Here is a 21929-nt window from a genome sequence, read left to right on the forward strand (position 1 = left end):
CGGCGACGGGGCGGCGAACCGAGCACAAAATCCGAGGAAAAGAATGAATAGTGCCTATCTTTATGCGGTTCATTTACTGTCGGCGTTCGTGCTGCTTCTTGTGTTCGCGGCAGTGTACCTGAAGGTCACCCCGTTCGACGAACTCGCGCTGATCCGCGACGGCAACGCGGCCGCGACGCTGTCGTTCGGCGGCGCGCTGATCGGTTTCTGCCTGACGCTCGCGTCCAGCATCGCGCACAATTCCACGCTCGGCGAAGTCGTGATCTGGGCCGTCGGCGCGATGATCGTGCAACTGATCACCTATGCGGTGCTGACGCGCGTGATGCCCGGCATGAATCATGCGATCGAGGATCGCAACGTCGCGATGGGCGGCCTGATGGGCACCGCGTCGCTCGTCGTCGGCATTATCAATGCCGCCTGCCTGACCTGACGCGCCACGCGTTTCGAGGAGACCGACATGAGTCTGGGTTCATTCATCCGCAAGCAGTTCATCGACGTCCTGCAATGGACGGAAGACACCGACGGCGTACTGGCCTGGCGCTATCCGATGGAAGACCAGGAAATCCAGTACGGCGGCAAGCTGACCGTGCGCGAAACGCAGGTCGCGATCTTCGTCAACGAGGGTAAGGTCGCCGACGTGTTCCAGCCTGGGCTCTATACGCTGGAAACGCGCACGCTGCCGGTGCTCACGAACCTGAAGAACTGGGATAAATTCTTTCAGTCGCCTTTCAAGTCGGACGTCTACTTCTTCAGCACGCGGCTGCAGCTGGGCCGGCGTTGGGGCACCGCGCAGCCGGTGACGATCCGCGATCGCGAATTCGGCTTCGTGCAACTGCGCGCGTTCGGCATCTACTCGTACCGGATCGTCGATGCGGCCGCATTCCATCGCGAGGTCAGCGGCACGCGCGCGGCCTATACGGTCGACGATCTCGAGCAGCAACTGCGCAACCTGGTCGTCACCGCGATGAGCACGACGTTCGGCTCGGCCGACGTGCCGTTCGTCGACATGGCCGCGAACCAGTCGCTGCTGTCGCAGCGTGTGGCCGACGCGCTGGTGCCGGTGTTCACGCGCTACGGGCTTGCGCTCGACGCGTTCGCGGTCGAGAGCGTGTCGCTGCCGGCCGAGCTGCAAAAGGCGCTCGACCTGCGGATCGGAGCGGGGATGGCCGGCGATCTCGCGCGCGCCACGCAATACCAGACCGCGCAGGCGATTCCGCTCGCCGCGCAAAACCCGGGCGGCATCGCCGGGGTCGGCGCGGGGCTGGCCGCCGGGGCGGCAATCGGGCAGGCGATGGCCGGCCAGATCGCGGGCGCCGCACAACCGGCGCAGGCTGCGCCGCCCGCGCCCGTCGCGGCGCCGATCGCCGCGGGAGCGGCCGAGGGCACCGATTACGTGCAGCGGCTCGAGCAGTTGAAGGCGCTGCTCGACAAGGGCCTCGTGACCGAAGACGACTATTCGCGCGCGAAGGCCGAGATCCTCGCGAAGCTCACGCGGTAAGCGTCGCGCATGTTCCGTACCTCGTGCCCCCAATGCGGCGCGCCGGTCGAGTTTCGCTCGGCCGCGGCGGTGATGGCCGTCTGCGCGTTCTGCCGCAGCACGCTGCTCAAGCGCGGCGCCGACGTCGAGCGCATCGGCGAACTGGCCACGGTGCTCGACGATGCATCGCCGATCCAGATCGGCACGGCCGGGCGCTACGGTAGCCGCGTGTTCACGGTGCTCGGCCGCATCCAGATGACCTACGACGCCGGTGCGTGGAGCGAATGGTACGTCGTGTTCGACGACGGCGCGTTCGGATGGCTGTCGGATGCGTCGGGCCAGTACGCGATCACGGTGCGCGAACCCGACGATGCGGCAGGCGCCGCGTGGCCCGCATTCGGCACGCTCGAGCCGGGCATGCGGATCGACCACGGCGGCCGCGCGTATCTGGTGTCCGACGTGCGTACCGCACGCTGCACGGGCGGCGACGGCGAGCTGCCGTTCCGCGTCGATGCCGGGTGGGAAGCGCGCGTCGTCGACCTGCGCACCGGCAATGCATTCGCGACCTACGACTATTCCGACGCCGAGTCGAACGCCGGGAGCCCGGCCGTCTATTCGGGCGAGGCGCTGGCATTCGATGCGCTCGCGTTCACGGGGTTACGCGATACCGAAAACGATACGCGCGAGAAACGCGGCGCGGAGATGGTGCCGTTCGCGTGCCCGAGCTGCGGTGCGCCACTGTCCTATGCGCCGAACGTGGCCGACTACGTCGTGTGCGGCAACTGCCATGCGGGCGTGCAGTGCACGGCCGAGCAGCAGACCGTGTTCGCGGCGCAGCGCAAGCTCGAATCGGTGAAGGGCGCGCTCGAACTCGGCGCGATCGGCACGTTCGACGGTGTGAAGTACACGGTGATCGGCATGATGCGCTGCCGCGTGCCGGGCGACGCCGAGACATGGGACGAATACCTGCTGCTGAACCCGAAGCGCGGCTTCCTGTGGCTGGTGCAAAGCGAAGGGCGCTGGGAGCGCGTGCAGGTGCTCGACCATTGGCCGACGATCGGCGGCGAATCCAGCGTGACCGATGGCGGCAAGACCTATCGTTTGCGCGAGGAATACGAATCGGAGGTCGTCTACGTGGTCGGGGCATTCAACTGGCGCGTGCAGGCGGGCGACCGCACGTCGATCATCGATTACGGCTGGCAGAAGGACAAGCTCACGCGCGAGCGCAGTGACGCGGAGATCGTCTGGTCGCGTGCGCGGCCGCTGACGGGCAGCGCGCTCGCCGAGCGTTTCGGCACGCCGGCGCTGGCGACGGCCACCGCCGCTGCCGCGGGCGCCACCGAATCGATGGGCCTGTTCGGCAGGAAGGGGCCGCACAGTTTTGCGCCGCTGCCGTTCATGTTCAGCGCGTTGCTCGTGGTCTTCAACCTGGGTTCGCTGTTCTCGTTCACCGGACGCTCCGTCTACGTGCTGGTCGGCCTGCTGGTGCTGTGGCTGCCGGAATGGCTGTGGGCGCGCTTTGCGTCGGACGGGGGCAACGCGTGATCCGGTACATCCTTTACGGCATCTACGGCCTGATCGTCGTCACGCTGTTCAGCTGCGCATCGATCGGCGGCAGCGGGTCGGGCGGTAGCGGCTGGGGCAGTTCGTCGGCGCGCAGCGGTTACTCGTCGTACGGGTCGCACAAATGACCGCGCGCGACGGGATCGCGCCACCGCGCGCGACGTTCGGCTCGCACGTGCTGGCCGATCTGGCCGGCATCGACGCGGCGCTGCTGCGTGACCCCGCTCGGCTCGAGTCGATTCTCACCGAAGCAGCGCTGCGGGCCGGCGCACGCGTGATCGGCGCGCATTTCCATCATTTCGGCGGCGAACATGGCGTGACGGGCGTCGTGCTGCTCGCCGAATCGCACATCACGATCCATACGTGGCCCGAGCATCGTTTCGCGGCCGTCGACGCGTTCATGTGCGGCGCGGCGCGCGCGGCCGACGCGGTCGATGCGATCGCCGCGGCGCTCGGCACGCAGGCGCAGGTACGGCAGCAGGTTGCGCGCGGCGGCGCGCCGCTCAGCGCGGCAGCGCTTCCGCTTCGGCCCAGCGCTTGAACGAATCGAGACGCCGGCGCGTGTGCACGAGGTAGAACGCGCCGATCAGCGGTTCGAGCAGCCAGCGCAGCCAGGCAGGCTGGGCGCGGAAGTGGTACGTGAATTTCACTTCGGTCATGCCGGGCGTGTGCTCGGTGAAGTTCCAGCTGCCGCTGAAGCGTTGGAGCACTTTCGGCCCGTCGACCATTTCGACGGCGGCGACCTGCGGCGGGCGGTACGAGATGTAGCGCGACACCATCGTCGCGCCCGACTGGCTGCGGCAGAACGCATCGACGCCGACATGGGCGGTCGTTCCGTCGAGCAGATAGGCATCGATGAGGAAGCTATCCCACACGAGCCGCCGCGCGTAATCCTGCGACCACGTGAAGAGGCGTCTGCGATCGACGCCGACGGTCCGGCTGACTGAGATCCTCATGAGCGCGCGCGCCAGGGTTCGGATTGGAATGCAATCGAGTGTACCGCGCCAATAACCTGTGTTTCGTCAGACATCGTCAAGTCGAGCGTGGGCTCGAATGGGATCGATTGACGCACTTCGGGAATTCCCCTAGGATTTATCCCAACCCTTCGGGACAGACCCGGAGCGTTTCAATCTCTTGAGGGAGCCTCATGAGTACGCAACAGAACCGGCGCTTCGACGCGCTCGTTTTCATCGGTCGTTTCCAGCCTCCGCATCGTGGTCACCTGAACGTGCTGAAGTCGGCACTGAGCCGGGCCGAGCGCGTGTGCGTGCTGATTGGATCGACCGACAAGCCCCGCACCATCAAGGATCCGTTCTCGTTCGACGAGCGCCGCCAGATGCTGGCTTCGCTGCTCGACGCGTCCGAGCGCGACCGCGTGACGATCGCCCCGCTGCAGGATTCGACCTACAACGACGGCGACTGGGTGCGCTGGGTGCAGGATGCGGTGGCCGGCGCGCTCGGCGACGTCGCGCAGCGCAAGGTCGGGCTGATCGGCCACGAGAAGGACGCCACGTCGTATTACCTGCGGATGTTCCCGCAATGGGCGCTCGTCGACGTCGACGCGACGGAAGACATTTCCGCTACCGAGATCCGCGACCAGTATTTCGCCGAACGGACCAACAGCTTCGTGCAGTGGGCCGTGCCCGAACCCGTGTTCGGCTGGCTCGAGCGGTTCCGCACGCAGCCGGAATTCGCGCAACTGAAGTCGGAAGCCGAATTCATCGCCGCGTATCGCAAGGCGTGGGCGGCCGCGCCGTATCCGGTCACGTTCGTGACGGTCGACGCGGTGGTCGTGCACTCGGGGCATATCCTGCTCGTGCGCCGTCGCAGCGAACCGGGCCGCGGCCTGTGGGCGTTGCCGGGCGGCTTCGTGAACCAGGACGAGCGGCTCGATGCGGCGTGCATTCGCGAACTGCGCGAGGAAACCGGCCTCAAGCTGCCGGAGCCCGTGCTGCGCGGCTCGATCAAGGATCGCCAGGTGTTCGATCACCCGACGCGTTCGCTGCGCGGCCGCACGATCACGCATGCGTGCCTGTTCAACTTTCCGACCGGCGAGCTGCCGCGCGTGAAGGGCAGCGACGACGCCGACAAGGCGCGCTGGGTTCCGCTCAACGAATTCGCGCAGATGCGCAACGTGATGTTCGAGGATCACTTCGACATCGCGTATCACTTCCTGGGGAAGCTGTGACGCGCTGATTCCCCGCATTCGGTCCGCCGCGACAGACGCGGCGGCACTTCAACGGCCTAGAGGAGCTCTAGCCATGCAAAACGATCCCGGCGGCTTTGCCGCGGTTCTCGCCAATCCGATTCTCAACACGGATTCGTACAAGGCTTCCCACTTCCTGCAATATCCGCCGGACGCATCGGCGATGTTCTCGTACGTCGAATCGCGCGGCGGCCGCTATGACCGCACGCTGTTCTTCGGCCTTCAGATGCTGCTGAAGGAGTACCTGTGCAAGCCGGTCACGCACGCGATGATCGACGACGCGCGCGATTTCTTCGCCGTGCACGGCGAGCCGTTCAACGAAGCCGGATGGCGCCATATCGTCGAGCACTACGACGGCTACCTGCCGGTGAAGATCCGTGCGGTGCCGGAAGGCTCGATCGTGCCGGTGCACAACGTGCTGATGACGGTCGAATGCGACGATCCGCAGGTGTTCTGGCTCGCGTCGTATCTCGAGACGATGTTGTTGCGCATCTGGTATCCGGTGACGGTGGCGACCCGCAGCTGGCACCTGCGGCAAACGATCCGCCGCTTCCTCGAAAGGACCGACGACGATCTCGCGCAACTGCCGTTCAAGCTGCACGACTTCGGCGCGCGCGGCGTGTCGAGCGCGGAATCGGCCGCGATCGGCGGCGCCGCGCATCTCGTAAGCTTCATGGGCTCGGATACCGTGCTCGGCGTGCTGGCCGCGAACCGCTTCTATCGCGAGCCGATGGCCGCCTACTCGGTGCCGGCGGCCGAGCACAGCACGATCACGTCGTGGGGGCGCGAAGGCGAGGCCGACGCGTACCGCAACATGATCAACCGCTTCGGTTTGCCGGGCGCGATCGTATCGGTCGTATCGGACTCCTATGATCTGTTCGCCGCGCTCGATCTGTGGGGCGGCGAACTTCGGCAGGCGGTGATCGATTCGGGCGCGACGCTCGTCGTGCGTCCCGATTCCGGCGACCCGGTGACGATCGTGCTGCAAACGGTGCGGGCGCTCGACGTGTCGTTCGGCTCGACCGTGAACGGCAAGGGGCGGCGCGTGCTGAACCACGTGCGCGTGATCCAGGGCGACGGCGTCGACGAGCAGTCGATCGAAGCGATCCTCGCCGCGCTCGACGAGGCAGGCTACGCGGCCGGCAACGTGGTGTTCGGCATGGGCGGTGCGCTGTTGCAGCGGGTGAATCGCGATACGCAGCGCTTCGCGATGAAGTGCTCGGCCATCCGGCGCGGCGGCGTGTGGCACGACGTCCGCAAGGATCCGGTCACCGATCAGGGCAAGCGCTCGAAGCGAGGGCGGCTGACGCTGCTGCGCAATTGGCGCACCGGCGAGTATCGGACGGCGACGCTGCCGGTTGCGTGGGACGATCGGGCGCTGGAAGGCGAATGGGACGAGGCGCTCGAGACGGTGTTCGACACCGGGCGTCTGGTCGTCGATACGTCGTTTGCGGAGGTCAGGGCAAGGGCGCACGCGGGGGAGGTGTGACGCGGGTGAGGCCCTGAGACAGGTTGCGTTACTTTGGCATCTTAACGGAGTGCCCTGGATGTCGGCGCGACGCGCGGGTCACCGCACAGATGCTGACATCCACCGTTGCATATGGGGACCAGCGTCACTCCAATCTGAAGATAGCCTTCGTAACCCGCACTGTCTTTCGGATAGGGCTTCGAAATCATGTGGGTGTCCGACCATATGTTTTCGCGCTTGACTCCTAGTTGAACCAGATAGTCTGTCAAGTGCATCGATCTTTGCCGCGCGAGTGCCTGCGGATTCGTTTCGCCAATGTAGGCGCCGGCCGTGACGATGCCTCGAATTTCGGCGTCAGGCCACTCGCGCGCACGGATGACCATCTCCGCTATTCTGACGCGATCCTTGTTGGGAATGGCATCGGAATTGAGCGGGACGCTGTCGAGCATGTCTTCGGAAACGGTACATGCAGTGGACGAAATCGGGAACGACAGGCAAGTACAGATTGCCATGCTGATCATGCGAGCGGGAGATATCACCACAGGGTCCGGTCGTCGAAAAATGAAATATAACAAGCGAGGCTGTCTGCATTGTCGATTGCTACATCCGCGTGTGTCTGAGCCCAATATTTCAGGCCGGTGCCGAATCCATAGATTTCGTCGTTTGAATCGAAGGTGTCGATATAGTGCGTGCACTCGTGAATCAGCACTTTCAGCTTGCAGTTCGTAGAAAGCCGAGCATCGGGAAGCGTGCAGAAGTGCGGGTAAATTGCAATCATTCGTTTGTGTGAGTCGGGTTTGCATACTGCTGCATCCGTAATCCCATTGTCGGGAAATACGGTGCACGTTATGTTCCTCTGCGTTTGCTCGTCCCATCTGATGACGTTCTCGGGTTCGAGTTGCTGCATGACGCTCAGAAGCTTGGGTAACCCGATGCCCAAACGTTGCCGGACTGTCTCGTCAGATCGCCCGAACCACGTCCGGACGCGGCTTTGTTCTTCCTGATCCCAAGCGGCGAGCGCCTCCATCCGCTCGCGAATCAGGACGACTGCAGCGTCACGCAGACGTGCAATTAACCGCCTGAACGTCTTGTTCGACATGTTCTCGCAGATTTGCGTCATGTCGAGTTCGATAGCGTGAATGGAACCGGGTATTGTGTTGGTACAGGTGGTCCCGACGCAAATCCACTCTTCGTCTTCTTCTTGGCGTGTGGTGTCGTGTGAGTTGAAAGTTAGGCCCATGGACTCGATAGTTATCCGGAATGAGGGGGCTACTATCGATTTAAGAAGGTATGCCCGTCTATGAGACAGGTACGATTTTCGATGGGTGAATCACGGCATCTTGACCGATGCAACTCGGGCGTTGCGGATCTGTTCGGCAAGAAGAATGTTGCCGGCCTCGATCATTCATCAGCCAGCACGCCCCGGCCTGCATCGGCTTGCGCGCCGCCGCGCTCTCCCACCCGCACCGCGTCCATCGCCCGCGCGAGCGCATCGAACACCGCCGGCCCCTTGCAGCGCGACACGTTGAAGCGCATGTACGACGACGCGCTGCGCGACACGCTGAATACGTCGCCCGGCGCGAGCACCACGTCGTGGTCCAGCGCATGACGTGCGACGCGCGCCGCGTCGAGCCCGTCCGGCAATTGCGCCCACACGAACAACCCGCCGCGCGGCTCCGTCCAGATCCCGAGCCCGGCTCGCGCGAGGCGCCGGATCGTCTCGCCCATCGCATCCGCGAGCCGCGCGCGCAGGCTGTCGAGATGGCGCCGGTACGTGCCGTCGATCAGCAGCCGATGCACGACGTTGGCGCCGATCTGCGCGTTGCCGAACGACGTCGCGAGCTTCAGGTCGACGAGCGCGTCGATCCATTCCGGCCGCGCGGCGACATAGCCGCAGCGGATCGCGGCCGACAGCGTCTTCGAGAAGCTGCCGATCGACACGACGCGCGACAGCCCGTCGAACGCCGCGAGGCGCGGCGCGGGCGTGCTCTCGAAATCCGCGAAGATGTCGTCCTCGACGATCAGCAGGCCGTGCTCGGCCGCGAGCGTCAGCAGCCGGTGCGCGACGGGCGGCGCGAGCGTCGCGCCCGTCGGGTTGTGCAGCGCGGCGTTGGTGATGTACAGGCGCGGTCGATGCTCGGCGAGTGCTTGCTCGAAGCGCACGAGATCGGGGCCGTTCGGCGTGAACGGCACGCTGACGATCCGCGCACGGTGCGCGCGCAGCAGCGCCTGGAAGTTGAAGTAGCACGGATCGTCGAGCACGACGGTGTCGCCCGGCTCCAGCAGCAGGCGGCACACGAGGTCGAGCGCGTGCGTGCCGCCGTCGGTCAGCATGATCTGCGCGGGTTCCGCGTGGACGCCGTGCTGCGCGAGCCGCCATGCAAGCTGCTGGCGCAGCGCGGGCAGGCCGAGCGGCGTCGCATAGTCGGTCAGCGCATCGGCTTCGTCGCGCGACACGGCGCGCAGCGCGCGACGCAGGCTTTCGTCGGGCAGCCACGACGACGGCAGCCACCCGCAACCGGGCTTCACCGACGTCGGCGCCGCTTCGAGCGACTGGCGTGACAGCCACAGCGGATCGAGCTCGCGATCGAGGCGCGGGCCCAGCTCGGCGAGCGCGAGCGGCGGTGCGTGGCCCGACACATAGAAGCCCGAACCGCGCCGTGCGACGAGCACGCCTTCGCTCGCGAGCCGCTCGTACGCATCGACGACCGTCGATTTCGATACGTCGAGCGCGTCGGCCATCATCCGGATCGACGGCACGCGCGCACCGGGCATCAGCGCGCGGCTCGCGATCCGCGCGCGCAGGGTGTCCATGACGGTTTCCACGCGCGTGCGCGACGGTGCGGGCGGAGCGGGAATCGGGGCGGAAGGGCGCATGGCGGACGATGAACTGTACGGCCGGTTGTCCAGTACAGTTTGTCTGAATTGTATTGGGCTGTAGCTTACGCCGTTTTCGCCGGCGGCGGATCATCGGTCATCCACTTTCCATTCAGGATTGACCGTGCAAAAGACGACCGACGGATGGCTCAGCGGCATGCTGGGCGTCATCATCTTCAGTGGCTCGCTGCCCGCGACACGGGTCGCGGTGCAAGGGCTCGACCCGTTGTTTCTCACGTTCGCCCGCGCGACGATCGCCGGCGCGCTCGGCCTGCTGCTGCTCGTCGTGCTGAAGCAGAAGCGGCCGTCGCGCACCGAGGCCGTGTCGCTGGCCGTCGTCGCGCTCGGCGTCGTGGTCGGTTTTCCGTTGCTGACGGCGCTTGCGCTGAAGCACGTGACGTCCGCGCATGCGATCGTGTTCGTCGGGCTGCTGCCGCTCGCGACCGCGCTGTTCGGCGTGTGGCGCGGCGGCGAGCGGCCGCGGCTGCCGTTCTGGATCTTTTCGATCGTCGGCAGCGGCGCGGTGGCCGCGTTCGCGCTGCGCAACGGCGGGCACGCGTCGGTGGTCGGCGATGCGCTGATGCTGGCCGCGATCGTCGCGTGCGGGCTCGGTTATGCGGAAGGCGCGCGCCTGTCGCGCCAGCTCGGCGGCTGGCAGGTGATCTCGTGGGCGCTCGTACTGTCGCTGCCGCTGATGCTGCCGCTCACGTGGCTGACGTGGCCCGCGTCGTTCGACGGCGTCGATGCCGCCGCGCTGTGGGGGCTCGCGTACGTGTCGCTGTTCAGCATGTTGATCGGCTTCGTGTTCTGGTATCGCGGGCTGGCGCTCGGCGGGATTGCAGGCGTCGGCCAGTTGCAGCTGCTGCAGCCGTTCTTCGGCTTCCTGCTCGCGGCCGGGCTGCTGCACGAGACGGTGCCGCCGTCGATGGTCGTCGTGACGGTAATCGTGGTCGGCTGCGTGGCGGGCGCGAAGTACTTCTCGAAGATGGCGCCCGTGCAGCGCGTGGGGTGATGCAGGCGCCGCGGCTGGCGGCAAGCCCGTTGCTGCCGAACGCACGATAGCGATCCTGCGCCCGGCAGCAAGACCCCAGGCAAAACGGCCAGGCTACCGGTAGCGGCAAGCCTGGCCGTTGGCGTTCGTCACGCCGCGCGCGGGTTACTCGAACGTTTCGAGCGCGAGCAATTCGCCGATCGTCTGCCGGCGGCGGATGAGCCGCGGCGTGCCGCGATCGACGAGCACTTCCGGCGCGAGCGGCCGGCTGTTGTAGTTCGAGGACATCGACGCGCCGTACGCGCCGGCGTCGTGCAGGAACAGCAGGTCGCCGATCTGCGGCTGCGCGAGCTTGCGGTGCGTGACCACGCCGCCTGCGTCCTGCGTGAACACGTCCCCCGATTCGCACAGCGGCCCGGCGATCGCGAGGTCGACGAGCGGCCGGCCGGCGGGCAACGCGCCATCGTGCGCGTGCACCGACACCGCGTGATAGCTGCCGTACATCGACGGGCGCATCAGGTCGTTGAAGCCCGCGTCGATCAGCACGAAATCGTGCTTCGGCCGGCGGTTGACGGCCTGCACCTCGGTGACGAGCGTGCCGGCTTCGGCAACCAGAAAGCGGCCCGGTTCGATCTCGATGCGCACCGGATGGCCGAGATGCCGTTCGATGCGCTTGCGCGCGGCGTCCCACTGGCTGAAGTAGTGTCCGACGTCGACGCGCGGCTCGCCGTCGCGATACGGAATCGACAGGCCGCCGCCGGCCGAGATCGCGTCGATGTCGTGGCCGAGCGACGTGACGAGATCGACCATCGCATCGCACACCTGCGACAGGTGGCCGTAGTCGACGCCCGACCCGATGTGCATGTGGATGCCGACCAGCTTCAGCCCGTACTGGCGCACGATCTCGATCGCACGCGGCACGTCGTCGATCCAGATGCCGTGCTTGCTCTGCGGGCCGCCGGTGTTGGTCTTGTTGCTGTGGCCGTGGCCGAACCCGGGGTTGACGCGCAGCCACACGCGGTGGCCGGGCGCCTGCTCGCCGATGCGCGCGAGCATGTCGAGCGAGCCGGCGTTCACGGTCACGCCGTGCTTCAGCACCGCCGCGAGCGTCGGGCGGTCGATCAGGTCGGCCGTGAATACGACGCCTTCCGGCTCGCCGCCCGGGCTGAACCCAGCCGCGAGGCTGCGCTCGATCTCGCCGAGCGACACGGCGTCGACGCATGCGCCTTCGTCGCGCATCAGCTTCAGGATATGGACGTTCGAATTTGCCTTCTGCGCATAGCGGATCACGTCGAACTGGCGCAGTTGGGCGATGCGGTCGCGAATGACGTCGGCGTCGTACACCCACAGCGGGGTGCCGTATTGCTGCGCGAGCGTCGCGAGCTGGCGGGAATCGAGGGACATGGCGGATGAATCGGATCGAATGAACGGATAGCCGGATGATGCGCCTGAAAAGCTATACGGTAAAATGCCTGTTTATCTTCATTCGATTCATTTCTGATATATACGGCCATGCTGACGCACCGTCATATCGAGGTTTTCCGCGCGCTGATGGTCACCGGCAGCACGACGCGCGCGGCCGAGATGCTGTACACGTCGCAGCCGACGATCAGCCGCGAACTGGCGCGGATGGAGCAGGTCGTCGGCTTTGCGCTGTTCGAACGCGCGCACGGCCGGCTGCGCCCGACGATGGCCGCGCTCACGCTGTTCGACGATGTGCGGCTCGCGTATGCGGGGCTCGAACGCATCGCGGCGACGGCCGCGCGCCTGCGCGAGTTTCGCGACGGGCAACTGTCGGTAATCGCGTTGCCGGCGTTCTCGCACGCGATCCTGCCCGGTGCATGCCGGCGCTTTCACGACGCGCATGCGGGCGTCAGCGTATCGGTCGCGACGCAGGAGTCGCCGGTGCTCGAGGAGTGGCTCACCGCGCAGCGTTACGATTTGGGGCTGACCGAGCGCGATGTCGCGCCGGCCGGCACGGTGCTCACGCCGCTGCTCGAAGTGGATGAAGTGTGCGTGCTGCCCGGCGGCCATCCGCTGCTCGCGCAGGACGCGATCGACCTGCTGGATCTCGCCGATCGCCCGTTCGTGAGCCTGTCGCTGAACGATCCGTATCGCATCCTGATCGACGAGGCGTTCGCGCAACTCGGCATCGCGCCGCGCTCGGTGGTCGACACGCCGTCGGCCGTGTCGGTGTGTGCGTTCGTGCGGCAGGGGCTCGGCGCCGCGATCGTCAACCCGCTCACCGCGCTCGATTTCGTCGGCCGCGACCTGCACGTGCGGCCGCTGACGCGGTCGTTTCCGTACCGGGTCAGCGTGATCGTGCCCGAGCACCGGCCGAAGAACCTGCTCGTCGACGCGTTCGCCGATGCGCTGCGCGCCGAAGCGAAGGCGATCCGCCGCCGGCTGGCCGCCCACCTCGGCTAGCGGCACCGCCGTATGATGGGCGTTTCGCCGCCATCGCCGTCATTTTCCGGAATCCCGTCATGACCGACGCATCGTCTTTCCTCGAACAACCGACCCTCACCGGCGCACGTGTCGTCCTGCGTCCGCTCGACACATCCGACCGGCAGGCGCTGCTGGATGCCGCGGCTGACGGCGCGTTGTGGAACCTGAAGGTCACGGTCGTGCCCGGCGCGCAGACGGTCGACGCCTACATCGACACGGCGTTGCAGGGGCGGGCGGCCGGCACCGTGATGCCGTTCGTGATCGTCGATCGCGCGTCGGGCCGCGCCATCGGCAGCACGCGCTTCTGGAAGATCGACCGCAAGAATCGCAAGCTCGAGATCGGTCATACGTGGCTGAGCGAATCGGCGCAGCGTACGCGCGCGAATACCGAAGCGAAACGGTTGCTGCTGGGCTATGCGTTCGACACGCTGCGATGCGTGCGCGTGCAGTTCACGACGGACGAGCTGAACGAGAAATCGCGCGCGGCGATCCTGCGGCTCGGTGCGAAACAGGAGGGCATCGTGCGTCACGAACGGATCATGCCGGATGGCCGCAAGCGCAACTCGGTGCGCTTCAGCATCATCGACGACGAATGGCCGGAAGTGCGGGCGCGACTCGACGCGAAGCTGGCGACGTAACGCGTGACGTGCGAGGCGGAGCGCTCGATGCTCGAAACGTGCGTCGCGCCGCCGGCAGGGGAGGCGGCGGCGCGACGGCGGGGGAAACGGTGCGCCGCGCGCGATGCGCGGCGCTGCATCGGATGAATTACTGCGCCGATGCGAGGTGATGACGCTGCGCGAGCTTCTGTGCATCCGCGTAGTGCGCCTGCAGGATCGGTAGCGCCTGGCGGGCGACTTCCTTCAGCTTGGTGTCGCGGCCCGATGCGATTTCGGCCTGGAACGCCGAGATCGCCTTCTGCTGGCCGGCGAGCGCGACCTGTTCGATATACGCCTTGTCGAACTCGGCGCCGCGCAGGCTCTTGATGCCGTTCAGCACGGTCGTGTCGGGGTCGTTGGCCGGCACGTCGACGCCGCGCGGGCTGGCCGCGCGCATCGCCTGGATGATCTTCGCATCGTCGGTCGACACGCGTTGCGCGAACGCCTTGACCTGGCTGTCCGACGTGCGCGCATCGGCGATGCGCGCGGCGTCGTGCTGGGTCGACACGGTCTTCGTGCCGTCGTTGATGAAGGTCTGGTCGGCTTCGTGGATGCGCGTCGCGGTCGCGGCCGGCGCAGCCGATGCGCCGGGTGCCGGTTGCGCGGTTTGCGCGGTCGCCGTCACGGCGACGAGAAGCAGGCCAGCGGCAGACAAGGCAAGGCGCGAAAGGTGGGGAAAGCGGTTCATGGGACCTCCTCGATCGGGGCTCTGGTTGAAAAACGGATCGTACGATCCGTCGCTGTGCGAGAGACCGGGCGCGCCCGGGCCGGGTTCGACTGCCGCTCTGCCGCGGCGGCGTTCGAAGTGTTTTCCGGCCCGACTGATTCTAGGAGAGCGGCCGGGTAGCAGGTGCAACCGTGCTGTGGCTTGTGTAACGGTTGGTAAGACGAAACGATGAGCACGCGCGCAGCCCGGTAGGGCGTACCTGATACGCATGTGGCGGCGGCAATTTTTGCGTGCGCGTGGCGCATGCAATGGATGAGATGCGTGCGCGTGTCATCGGCATTTCAGCGGTGCGATGTCGTCGCGGCAGTTGTCGTCGCGGCGCGTCGTGCGAGGGACGGGGTGCGTGCGTGGCGTGCGTGAAAGCGTCACACGCGATCGAGCAGCGCATCGAGGCGCGGCAGCAACGGCGTCGCGCAATGCGCCTGCAACGCGTCGGGCGCGGTGTAGCCCCACGCGACGCCCTGAAATGCAATATGTGCACGCCGAGCCGCGTCGGCATCGCGGATTTCGTCGCCGACGTACAGCACTTCGTCTGCGCGCACTCCGGCCTCGCGAACGAGCGCGCGCAGACGGCGCGCCTTGCCGAACAGCGGAATGCCGCACGCGAAATGGTCGACGCGTGCGCCGGCGCGCGGGCCAAGCCGGTCACGCACGATCTCCTCGGTATTCGACGTGGCGATCGCGATGCGGATGCCGCGCGCGGCGAGCGCGTCGAACGTTTCGGCGACGCCGGGGAACAGTTGCACGTGCGCGACGCGCGGCCGCATCAGGCGGCGCATGTCGATCGTCACGCGCGGCACTTTCCACATTGGCACGCCGAGCGCGCGAACGATGTCGCGCGCCGACATCCCGCGCAGCGCCGGGCGCAGTTCGGGCGTGGCGTCGCGAAAGCCGTGCAGGCGCGAGGCTTCCGTCAGCGCGGCGAGAAAACTGTCGAGCGAATCGGCGAGCGTGCCGTCGAAGTCGAAGGCGATGAGGCGGAAGGTCATGAAGCGGCGTCTCGGGTTTATCGGCGGGTGCCATTGTCGCCGAATCGAGGGTGGCAGTGCGGCTGTTCGTCCACGGCGGACTCCAGTGCCCCTTGTCCCGCCCCCCCACGGCGCGGTATCGTCGATGCTGCGCCTTCCGCCCCTCGAACCGGAGAACAGACGTGCCCGCAGCCACCCCCGCCATGCTGAGAATTTCCACCGACAAGCGCGAACTCGACATCGACGCGATCTTCGATTTCCTGCATCGCGACGCGTATTGGTCGCAGGGCATTCCGCGCGACGTGGTCGAGCGGGCGATCGAGGGCTCGCTGTGCTTCGGCGCGTATGTCGGCGACCGGCTCGTCGGGTTTGCGCGGCTCGTCACCGATCACGCGACGTTCGCGTATCTGTGCGACGTGTTCGTGCTGCCGGCCGAACGCGGCAACGGCTACGGCCGCGCACTGATCGACCATATCTTCGCGCAGCAGATGGTGCAGCGGCTGCGCCGCATCATGCTCGCGACGACCGACGCGCACGCGCTGTACCGGCCGGTCGGTTTCGGTCCGCCCGCGAATCCCGAGCGGCTGATGGAGATCCGCCGGCCCGACATCTACACGAAACGCTGACGCGCGCCGCAGCGCATACAATACGCGCTTTCCGTTTTTGCCGAAGAAAAGCACACCATGACCGAACAGGAAGCCGAACAGCTCGCGACGCACCGCCACTACAAGGGCGGCCTGTACCGCTACATCGGCGTTGCGCGCCATTCCGAAACCGAGGAATCGGTGGTCGTCTACGAGCATCTGTGGCCGCATGCGCGCGGGCTGTGGGTGCGGCCGGAAGCGATGTTCAACGGCAACCTCGAAGACGGCACGCCGCGGTTTCGCAAGCTGCGCGACTGAGCGGGCGGCACCGGGGCCGGCGCCGGTGTCTAGCTCGCGCTGCCCGGCTTGTCGTGCGGCGCCTGTTGCCGCAGCGCCATCGCAAAGAAGCGTCGAATTTCATCCATCAATTCCGTGCGGGCCGACGCGAAATCGAACGCGCGCCGGTTTTCGTGCGCGTAGCGCTGGCGCCAGTCGTCGGCCGCATGCCGCGCTTCGCGTGCGCGCAGATCGTCGAGTTCGGGCGTGCGCAACGCGTGATCGGCGATCAGCGTCACGCCGTCGCGGCTGACCTCCAGCACGCCGCCCGCGACGAGCAGGCGGCGATGCTCGCCGGTCGGCGCATCGACGAGCATCACGACGCCCGGCCGGATCCGCGTGAGCAGCGGCGCGTGGTGCGGGTAGATCCCCAGTTCTCCGCTTTCCCCCGGAACGACGACGAAATGCGCGTCGCCGGCATACAGCACCGCTTCCACGCTTACGATGTCGAGCCTCATCGACGTCTTCATGCATGCTCCTTCAGACCGCCGCCGCACCGGCGACGATTTCGCACAGCTCGGTGGTGATCTGCGCCTGTCGCGTCTTCTGGTACAGGTGCCGCAGTTCGCGCAACACGCGGTCGGCGTTGTCTGTCGCGGTCTGCATGCTGAACATCCGCGCGCATTGCTCGCACGCGTAGTTCTCGACGACGGCCTGATAGAGCGTCGCCTCGACGTAGCGCAGCAGCAACGTGTCGACGACCGGTTTGGGCGCGGGCTCGTACAGATAGTCGGACGCGGGTGCGGACACGGGCGCGCCGTCGGTCGGCGCGCCCGTGTCGAGCCCCACGATCGGCAGCATCGCATCGATGCGCGGCTCGTACGCGAGCGGGCTCGTCAGCCGGTTGTATGCGACGTGTACTTCGTCGAGCTCGCCGTTGACGAACGCGGTCAGCGGCACGAGCAGCGCACCGAGCAACTGCTCGAAGTGCGGCTCGGCGGCCAGGCCGCTCGCACGCGCGGCGATGGTCGCACCGTGGCGCAGCAGCGGCGCGAGGCCGCGCGCACCGATCACGCTCAACTCGCATGCGACACCGGCACGGTCCCAGCGTTCGAGCGCATCCACGCATTCGACGAGCAGCCGCGCATTGAGCGGGCCGCACAGCCCGCGATCGGTGCTGACGACGATCAGGCCGACGCGGCGCACGGTATCGCGTCGCGCCATCAGCGCCGATACGTGGTCGGGACGGTCTCGCAGCACGCGTTCCGCCATCGCGGCGATACGCGCCGCATACGGGCGGAACTCGCGCGCGCGTCGCTGCGCGCTCGCCATCTTGGTGCGCGCCATCATTTCCATCGCCTTCGTGATCTTGCGCGTGGACGAGGTACTGGCGATCTTCGAGCGGATTTCGCGTATGTGCATGTCAGGGGGGCGTTGCGGCCGTCCGGATGTCATCGTGCGGATTCATGCTATCGGGACTTCACCTGAAACGATTGACGGAAATCAAACGACTTCGCCCGGTCCCGCACCAGAATCCGTTCACGTGATCCTTGCGAAGGGGCAGTCGATGACCGAATTGCACACGCATCAGAAATACGACGCGCTGATTGCGCGTTGCCACGCGTTGCGGCCTGTGACGGTCGCGGTCGCGCATCCCTGCGACGAGGTATCGCTGCACGCGGCGGCCGCCGCCGCCCGGGCCGGGATCATCGTGCCCGTGCTGGTCGGCCCGGTGGCGCGAATCACGATGCTCGCCGCGACGCTCGGTGTGGACCTGTCCGGCTATCGTCTCGTGGATGCGCCGCACAGTCATGCGTCGGCGGCGCGCGCCGTCGAGCTGGTGCGCGCGGGCGACGCGCAGGCGCTGATGAAGGGCAGCCTGCATACCGACGAGTTGCTGGCGGAGGTGGTGCGCGCCGACACGGGGCTGCGCACCGGGCGGCGCCTGAGCCACGTGTTCATCATGGACGTGCCGACTTACCCCAAGCCGCTGTTCATCACCGACGCCGCCGTCAATATCCGTCCGACGCTCGAACAGAAGGCCGACATCGCGCAGAACGCGATCGATCTCGCGCATGCGCTCGGCATCGCCCGGCCGAAGGTGGCGATCCTGTCGGCGGTCGAGACGGTCAGCTCGAAGCTGCCGTCGACGCTCGACGCGGCCGCGCTGTGCAAGATGGCCGAGCGCGGCCAGATCACCGGCGCGCTGCTCGACGGGCCGCTCGCGTTCGACAACGCGATCAGCCCGGAGGCCGCGCGGCTCAAGCATCTCGGTTCCGCGGTCGCGGGCGATGCGGACATCCTGCTCGTGCCCGATCTCGAGGCCGGCAACATGCTCGCGAAGGAGCTGACGTTCCTCGCGAATGCCGATGCGGCCGGCATCGTGCTCGGTGCGCGCGTGCCGGTGATCCTGACGAGTCGCGCCGACAGCGAACGCACGCGCCTGGCGAGCTGCGCGGTCGCAGCGCTCGTCGCGGCGGCGGCGCGCGCCACGGCGGCGCCCATGGACGCGCCGGCGATTGCGGCCGACGCACACTGACGAGGCCGCGATGCGACATCCCGTCCTGGTGCTCAACGCCGGCTCGTCGAGCCTCAAGTTCTCGGTCTACGACACGCGCGACGATCGTTCGCTCGATGCGGGCCTGCACGGGCAGGTTGAGAACCTGCATGGCGCACCGCATCTGTTCGTGGCCGATGCGCACGGCGCGACGCTCGCCGACAGCCCGGTCGCGCGACCGGGGCATCAAGGCGCGATCGAGGCGCTGCACGCGTGGTTCGTCGCGCACGTCGGGCGGGAGGCCGGGTTCGACGGCGTCGGGCACCGGGTCGTGCATGGCGGCCCGTATTTCACCGCGCCGGTGCGGATCGACGCGCACGTGCTCGATGCGATCGCGTCGCTTTCGCCGCTCGCGCCGCTGCACCAGCCGCATCATGTCGACGCGATTCGCGCGGTGGCCGCGGTTGCGCCGAACCTGCCGCAGGTCGCGTGTTTCGATACCGCGTTCCATTCGACGGTGCCGGCGCTCGAACGGGAGTTCGCGTTGCCGCGCGCGCTGACCGAGCAGGGCATCGTGCGCTACGGGTTTCACGGGCTGTCGTACGAGTACATCGCGACGGCGCTCGCGGCCCTCGATCCGTCGTGGGTGCAGCACCGGACGGTGGTCGCGCACCTCGGCAACGGCGCGAGCCTGTGTGCGCTCGAGAACGGCCGCAGCGTCGCGACGACGATGGGGTTCACGGCCGTCGACGGGCTGCCGATGGGCACGCGCACGGGCGCGCTGGACCCGGGCGTGATCCTGTATCTGCAGCGTCACGCGGGCCGGTCGCTCGACGAGGTCGAGCATCTGATCTATGCCGAATCCGGCTTGCTCGGCGTATCCGGCGTGTCGAGCGACATGCGCACGCTGCTCGCGAGCGACGCACCGTCGGCCGCGCATGCGGTCGAGCTGTTCGCCTATCGCGCGGCCCGCGAGCTCGCCGCGCTGGCCGGCGTGCTCGGCGGTCTCGACACGCTCGTGTTCACGGCGGGCATCGGCGAGCACGCGCCGCACGTGCGTGAACGGATCTGCAATCGCGCCGCGTGGCTCGGCATCGTGCTCGACGACGCGGCGAACGCGGCCGGCTTGCCGGTGATTTCGAGCGACGCGTCGCGCGTGACGGTGCGCGTGATTCCGACCGACGAGAACCTGATGATCGCGCGCCACACGCGCCGCGTGCTGGACGACGCGATCCCTTCCACGCCGTATCCGACCCGGTGAGACCTCCGATGACAGCACGCGACACGCCTTCCCCTGCCGTCAGCGCCCCCGCGCTGCCGATTTTCTGGCCGATGGCCGCCGCCACGGCGATGTTTGCCGCCGGCTCCGAGATCACGGCGCGCAATCTCCGCTTCCTCGCGGAAGAGGAGAAGCTCCATTTCGAAGCGCATCCGGTGCTCGCATCGGCGAACCGGCCGTTGCTGGAACTGCGGACGATGACGTTCCGCGATTATTCGGTCGCGCCGGCGCACGGGCTGCCGACGATCGTCGATGCGCCGTACGCGGGGCACAGCGCGATGATCGCCGACTACCAGCCGGGGCAGAGCCTGATGCAGACGCTGCGCGAGCACGGCGTGACGCGTCTGTACCTGACCGACTGGCGCTCGGCCACCGAGGACATGAAGGACCTCGAGATCGACCAGTATCTGGCCGAGCTGAACGTGTGCGTCGACGAACTCGGTGGCCGCGTGAATCTCGTCGGCCTGTGTCAGGGCGGCTGGATGTCCGCGATGTATGCGGCGCGTTTCCCGCACAAGGTCGCGAGCCTCGTGCTGGCCGGCTCGCCGATCGACACCGACGCGGGCGACGGCCCGATCAAGCGGATGGTGCACACGTATCCGACGTCGTTCTACGAGGAACTCGTCGCGATGGGCGGCGGGCTGATGCGCGGGCGCTTCATGCTGCGCGGCTGGAAGAACATGCATCCGGACCAGCACTATCTCGCCGAGCACGTCGACCTGTACGAGCATCTCGACGATCCCGAATACCTGCGCAAGCGCGAGGTGTTCGCGAACTGGTACGAAAGCCCGATCGACCTGCCGGGGCGCTGGTACCTGCAGGCGATCGTGCAGATCTTCAAGGAGAACCGGCTCGCGAAGGGCACGTTCGTCGCGCTCGGGCGCACGCTCGACCTGAAGGACGTCGCGTGCCCGGCCTATCTGCTGGGTGGCGAGGCCGACGACATCACGACGCCGGAGCAGGTGTTCGGTGCGCACGATCTTCTCGGGACGCCCGCGTCGCGGATCGAGAGCCGGCTCGTGCCGGGCGGCCATATCGGTCTGTTCATGGGGACGCGCACGCTGACGACGGTGTGGCCCGACATCGCGCGATGGATCGCCGCGCAGCGCTAGGCCGGCGCGGATCGGCAAGGGAGGCGGCATGACGTTGCGACACAAGCGGGGGCTCGTCGTCGGCATTGCGAACGAACAGAGCATCGCGTGGGGATGCGCGCGTGCGTTTTGCCGGGCCGGCGCGACGCTCGCGGTGACCTGGCAGTCGGACAAGACCTTGCCGCACGTCGAGCCGCTGTTCGCGCAACTCGACGCGCCGATCCGGATGCCGCTCGACGTCGGGCGGCCCGACCAGATGGCGGCGGTGTTCGATGCAATCGCGGCCCAATGGGGCGAAATCGACTTCGTGCTGCATTCGGTTGCGTATGCACCGAAGGCCGATCTGCACGGCCGCGTGGTCGACAGTTCGCCGGAAGGCTTCGCGTTGGCGATGGATACCTCGTGCCATTCGTTCATCCGGATGGCGCGGCTCGCCGAGCCTCTGATGACGCGCGGCGGGAGCCTGATGGCGATGAGCTATCTCGGCGCGGAGCAGGTCGTCGCGAACTACGGGGTGATGGGGCCGGTCAAGGCCGCGCTCGAAGCGAGCGTGCGGTACCTGGCGGCCGAACTCGGCGGCGCGGGCATTCGCGTCAACGCGATTTCGCCGGGCGTGCTGCCGACGCGCGCGGCGTCGGGCCTGCCGGACTTCGGCCGGCTGCTCGACGACACCGCGCGCCGGGCGCCGCTGCATCACGCGCTGGACATCGACGACGTCGGCGCATTCTGCGCGTTTCTCGCCAGCGACGGCGCACGGGCGATCACGGGCGGCACGCACTATGTCGACGCCGGCATGCACATGCTCTAGCGCGCCGGCGGCG

At 67.2% G+C, this 21929-nt stretch carries 25 protein-coding genes; 16 read left to right on the forward strand and 9 right to left on the reverse strand.

The genetic code is table 11. The annotated features are described in order from the left end of the window. The first annotated feature begins 43 nt into the window (after positions 1-43). Genes KR541_RS24025 through speD form a run of 5 tightly spaced genes read left to right on the forward strand, consistent with a single transcriptional unit; the run spans position 44 to position 3581 of the window. Complete coding sequence (locus tag KR541_RS24025; RefSeq protein ID WP_006480820.1) at positions 44-430, forward strand: DUF350 domain-containing protein; 387 nt, start codon at positions 44-46, stop codon at positions 428-430. A gap of 27 nt (positions 431-457) precedes the next feature. Further along, a complete protein-coding gene (locus tag KR541_RS24030; RefSeq protein WP_050014959.1) occupies positions 458-1498 on the forward strand; it encodes an SPFH domain-containing protein in 1041 nt (346 codons plus the stop codon). Positions 1499-1507: 9 nt separating this feature from the next. Continuing rightward, positions 1508-3022 carry a DUF4178 domain-containing protein gene (locus KR541_RS24035; protein ID WP_050014961.1) on the forward strand — a complete coding sequence of 505 codons (1515 nt, stop codon included), beginning with the start codon at positions 1508-1510 and terminating at the stop codon, positions 3020-3022. Continuing rightward, positions 3019-3168 carry a hypothetical protein gene (locus KR541_RS24040; protein WP_155291822.1) on the forward strand — a complete coding sequence of 50 codons (150 nt, stop codon included), beginning with the start codon at positions 3019-3021 and terminating at the stop codon, positions 3166-3168. Before KR541_RS24035 ends, KR541_RS24040 begins: the two co-directional genes overlap by 4 nt. Next, positions 3165-3581, forward strand: coding sequence for an adenosylmethionine decarboxylase (gene speD / locus KR541_RS24045; protein ID WP_089489558.1), 417 nt, complete (start codon positions 3165-3167; stop codon positions 3579-3581). The genes KR541_RS24040 and speD overlap by 4 nt, the downstream gene beginning before the upstream one ends. On the opposite strand, the gene KR541_RS24050 is transcribed toward speD, so the two are convergent. Beyond that, on the reverse strand, positions 3544-3996 hold the full coding sequence (locus tag KR541_RS24050; protein WP_089489557.1) for an SRPBCC family protein: 453 nt from the start codon (positions 3994-3996) through the stop codon (positions 3544-3546). The two genes, speD and KR541_RS24050, sit on opposite strands and share 38 nt — an antisense overlap. Before the next feature lie 191 nt (positions 3997-4187). Between KR541_RS24050 and KR541_RS24055 the strand changes: the two genes are divergently transcribed. After that, positions 4188-5228, forward strand: a complete 1041-nt coding sequence (locus KR541_RS24055) for a bifunctional nicotinamide-nucleotide adenylyltransferase/Nudix hydroxylase (protein ID WP_050014966.1) — start codon at positions 4188-4190, stop codon at positions 5226-5228. Positions 5229-5301: 73 nt separating this feature from the next. After that, positions 5302-6735, forward strand: coding sequence for a nicotinate phosphoribosyltransferase (locus tag KR541_RS24060; RefSeq protein ID WP_216089843.1), 1434 nt, complete (start codon positions 5302-5304; stop codon positions 6733-6735). 41 nt (positions 6736-6776) lie between these two features. Here the strand turns inward: KR541_RS24060 and KR541_RS24065 are convergent, their stop codons facing one another. The 3 genes from KR541_RS24065 to KR541_RS24075 form a co-directional block, all read right to left on the reverse strand. Further along, a complete protein-coding gene (locus KR541_RS24065) occupies positions 6777-7226 on the reverse strand; it encodes a hypothetical protein (protein WP_124630681.1) in 450 nt (149 codons plus the stop codon). 23 nt (positions 7227-7249) lie between these two features. Beyond that, complete coding sequence (locus tag KR541_RS24070; protein WP_235356244.1) at positions 7250-7834, reverse strand: M35 family metalloendopeptidase; 585 nt, start codon at positions 7832-7834, stop codon at positions 7250-7252. A 281-nt stretch (positions 7835-8115) separates the two neighbouring features. Continuing rightward, entirely contained in the window at positions 8116-9591 is a 1476-nt protein-coding gene (locus KR541_RS24075) for an aminotransferase-like domain-containing protein (RefSeq protein ID WP_089489555.1), read from the reverse strand. A gap of 124 nt (positions 9592-9715) precedes the next feature. Between KR541_RS24075 and KR541_RS24080 the strand changes: the two genes are divergently transcribed. Continuing rightward, positions 9716-10603, forward strand: coding sequence for a DMT family transporter (locus tag KR541_RS24080; RefSeq protein WP_050014976.1), 888 nt, complete (start codon positions 9716-9718; stop codon positions 10601-10603). A 144-nt stretch (positions 10604-10747) separates the two neighbouring features. Here the strand turns inward: KR541_RS24080 and lysA are convergent, their stop codons facing one another. Beyond that, on the reverse strand, positions 10748-11986 hold the full coding sequence (gene lysA, locus KR541_RS24085) for a diaminopimelate decarboxylase (RefSeq protein WP_050014978.1): 1239 nt from the start codon (positions 11984-11986) through the stop codon (positions 10748-10750). 108 nt (positions 11987-12094) lie between these two features. Here lysA and KR541_RS24090 point away from each other — a divergent pair, with 108 nt between their 5' ends. Together KR541_RS24090 and KR541_RS24095 are read left to right on the forward strand one after the other, a co-directional pair. Next, positions 12095-13009: a LysR family transcriptional regulator gene (locus KR541_RS24090; protein ID WP_050014980.1), complete on the forward strand. Its 915-nt coding sequence runs from the start codon at positions 12095-12097 to the stop codon at positions 13007-13009. A 59-nt stretch (positions 13010-13068) separates the two neighbouring features. Then, complete coding sequence (locus KR541_RS24095) at positions 13069-13668, forward strand: GNAT family N-acetyltransferase (protein ID WP_050014981.1); 600 nt, start codon at positions 13069-13071, stop codon at positions 13666-13668. Positions 13669-13795: 127 nt separating this feature from the next. On the opposite strand, the gene KR541_RS24100 is transcribed toward KR541_RS24095, so the two are convergent. Further along, on the reverse strand, positions 13796-14374 hold the full coding sequence (locus tag KR541_RS24100) for a DUF4142 domain-containing protein (RefSeq protein WP_089489553.1): 579 nt from the start codon (positions 14372-14374) through the stop codon (positions 13796-13798). Between the two features lie 404 nt (positions 14375-14778). Next, positions 14779-15402: an HAD hydrolase-like protein gene (locus KR541_RS24105; RefSeq protein ID WP_050014984.1), complete on the reverse strand. Its 624-nt coding sequence runs from the start codon at positions 15400-15402 to the stop codon at positions 14779-14781. 161 nt (positions 15403-15563) lie between these two features. Between KR541_RS24105 and KR541_RS24110 the strand changes: the two genes are divergently transcribed. Next, positions 15564-16007: a GNAT family N-acetyltransferase gene (locus tag KR541_RS24110; protein ID WP_216089844.1), complete on the forward strand. Its 444-nt coding sequence runs from the start codon at positions 15564-15566 to the stop codon at positions 16005-16007. Positions 16008-16064: 57 nt separating this feature from the next. Further along, positions 16065-16283: a DUF1653 domain-containing protein gene (locus tag KR541_RS24115; RefSeq protein ID WP_006480837.1), complete on the forward strand. Its 219-nt coding sequence runs from the start codon at positions 16065-16067 to the stop codon at positions 16281-16283. Positions 16284-16312: 29 nt separating this feature from the next. Here the strand turns inward: KR541_RS24115 and atpC are convergent, their stop codons facing one another. Continuing rightward, positions 16313-16771 (reverse strand): ATP synthase F1 subunit epsilon, encoded by a 459-nt coding sequence (atpC, locus tag KR541_RS24120; RefSeq protein ID WP_216089845.1) that lies wholly within the window; start codon positions 16769-16771, stop codon positions 16313-16315. Between the two features lie 10 nt (positions 16772-16781). Next, the gene (gene atpG, locus KR541_RS24125) at positions 16782-17663 is read right to left on the reverse strand and encodes an ATP synthase F1 subunit gamma (protein ID WP_089489552.1); all 882 of its coding nucleotides are present in this window, start codon (positions 17661-17663) and stop codon (positions 16782-16784) included. Here atpG and KR541_RS24130 point away from each other — a divergent pair. Genes KR541_RS24130 through fabI form a run of 4 tightly spaced genes read left to right on the forward strand, consistent with a single transcriptional unit; the run spans position 17662 to position 21916 of the window. Continuing rightward, positions 17662-18780 (forward strand): phosphate acetyltransferase, encoded by a 1119-nt coding sequence (locus KR541_RS24130; RefSeq protein WP_256975820.1) that lies wholly within the window; start codon positions 17662-17664, stop codon positions 18778-18780. The genes atpG and KR541_RS24130 overlap by 2 nt on opposite strands. Before the next feature lie 10 nt (positions 18781-18790). Beyond that, complete coding sequence (locus tag KR541_RS24135) at positions 18791-19999, forward strand: acetate/propionate family kinase (RefSeq protein ID WP_050014993.1); 1209 nt, start codon at positions 18791-18793, stop codon at positions 19997-19999. Positions 20000-20007: 8 nt separating this feature from the next. Next, positions 20008-21129, forward strand: a complete 1122-nt coding sequence (locus KR541_RS24140) for an alpha/beta fold hydrolase (protein ID WP_050014996.1) — start codon at positions 20008-20010, stop codon at positions 21127-21129. Positions 21130-21157: 28 nt separating this feature from the next. Then, positions 21158-21916, forward strand: coding sequence for an enoyl-ACP reductase FabI (gene fabI / locus KR541_RS24145; protein WP_050014998.1), 759 nt, complete (start codon positions 21158-21160; stop codon positions 21914-21916). The last annotated feature ends 13 nt before the right edge of the window (positions 21917-21929 follow it).

Source organism: Burkholderia sola (genome assembly GCF_905400185.1).
GTDB lineage: Bacteria > Pseudomonadota > Gammaproteobacteria > Burkholderiales > Burkholderiaceae > Burkholderia > Burkholderia sola.

Excerpts from the sequence above, each read along its gene's own strand:
- atpG (WP_089489552.1), bottom strand. The coding sequence starts at position 17,663 with ATGCACATACGCGAAATCCGCTCGAAGATCGCCAGTACCTCGTCCACG.
- KR541_RS24100 (WP_089489553.1), bottom strand. The coding sequence starts at position 14,374 with ATGAACCGCTTTCCCCACCTTTCGCGCCTTGCCTTGTCTGCCGCTGGC.
- KR541_RS24030 (WP_050014959.1), top strand. The coding sequence starts at position 458 with ATGAGTCTGGGTTCATTCATCCGCAAGCAGTTCATCGACGTCCTGCAA.
- KR541_RS24140 (WP_050014996.1), top strand. The coding sequence starts at position 20,008 with ATGACAGCACGCGACACGCCTTCCCCTGCCGTCAGCGCCCCCGCGCTG.
- KR541_RS24035 (WP_050014961.1), top strand. The coding sequence starts at position 1,508 with ATGTTCCGTACCTCGTGCCCCCAATGCGGCGCGCCGGTCGAGTTTCGC.
- KR541_RS24070 (WP_235356244.1), bottom strand. The coding sequence starts at position 7,834 with ATGACGCAAATCTGCGAGAACATGTCGAACAAGACGTTCAGGCGGTTA.
- KR541_RS24095 (WP_050014981.1), top strand. The coding sequence starts at position 13,069 with ATGACCGACGCATCGTCTTTCCTCGAACAACCGACCCTCACCGGCGCA.
- KR541_RS24090 (WP_050014980.1), top strand. The coding sequence starts at position 12,095 with ATGCTGACGCACCGTCATATCGAGGTTTTCCGCGCGCTGATGGTCACC.
- atpC (WP_216089845.1), bottom strand. The coding sequence starts at position 16,771 with ATGAAGACGTCGATGAGGCTCGACATCGTAAGCGTGGAAGCGGTGCTG.
- KR541_RS24135 (WP_050014993.1), top strand. The coding sequence starts at position 18,791 with ATGCGACATCCCGTCCTGGTGCTCAACGCCGGCTCGTCGAGCCTCAAG.
- KR541_RS24105 (WP_050014984.1), bottom strand. The coding sequence starts at position 15,402 with ATGACCTTCCGCCTCATCGCCTTCGACTTCGACGGCACGCTCGCCGAT.
- KR541_RS24115 (WP_006480837.1), top strand. The coding sequence starts at position 16,065 with ATGACCGAACAGGAAGCCGAACAGCTCGCGACGCACCGCCACTACAAG.
- KR541_RS24050 (WP_089489557.1), bottom strand. The coding sequence starts at position 3,996 with ATGAGGATCTCAGTCAGCCGGACCGTCGGCGTCGATCGCAGACGCCTC.
- KR541_RS24055 (WP_050014966.1), top strand. The coding sequence starts at position 4,188 with ATGAGTACGCAACAGAACCGGCGCTTCGACGCGCTCGTTTTCATCGGT.
- KR541_RS24065 (WP_124630681.1), bottom strand. The coding sequence starts at position 7,226 with ATGGCAATCTGTACTTGCCTGTCGTTCCCGATTTCGTCCACTGCATGT.
- KR541_RS24075 (WP_089489555.1), bottom strand. The coding sequence starts at position 9,591 with ATGCGCCCTTCCGCCCCGATTCCCGCTCCGCCCGCACCGTCGCGCACG.
- KR541_RS24025 (WP_006480820.1), top strand. The coding sequence starts at position 44 with ATGAATAGTGCCTATCTTTATGCGGTTCATTTACTGTCGGCGTTCGTG.
- speD (WP_089489558.1), top strand. The coding sequence starts at position 3,165 with ATGACCGCGCGCGACGGGATCGCGCCACCGCGCGCGACGTTCGGCTCG.
- lysA (WP_050014978.1), bottom strand. The coding sequence starts at position 11,986 with ATGTCCCTCGATTCCCGCCAGCTCGCGACGCTCGCGCAGCAATACGGC.
- KR541_RS24060 (WP_216089843.1), top strand. The coding sequence starts at position 5,302 with ATGCAAAACGATCCCGGCGGCTTTGCCGCGGTTCTCGCCAATCCGATT.
- KR541_RS24130 (WP_256975820.1), top strand. The coding sequence starts at position 17,662 with ATGTCAGGGGGGCGTTGCGGCCGTCCGGATGTCATCGTGCGGATTCAT.
- fabI (WP_050014998.1), top strand. The coding sequence starts at position 21,158 with ATGACGTTGCGACACAAGCGGGGGCTCGTCGTCGGCATTGCGAACGAA.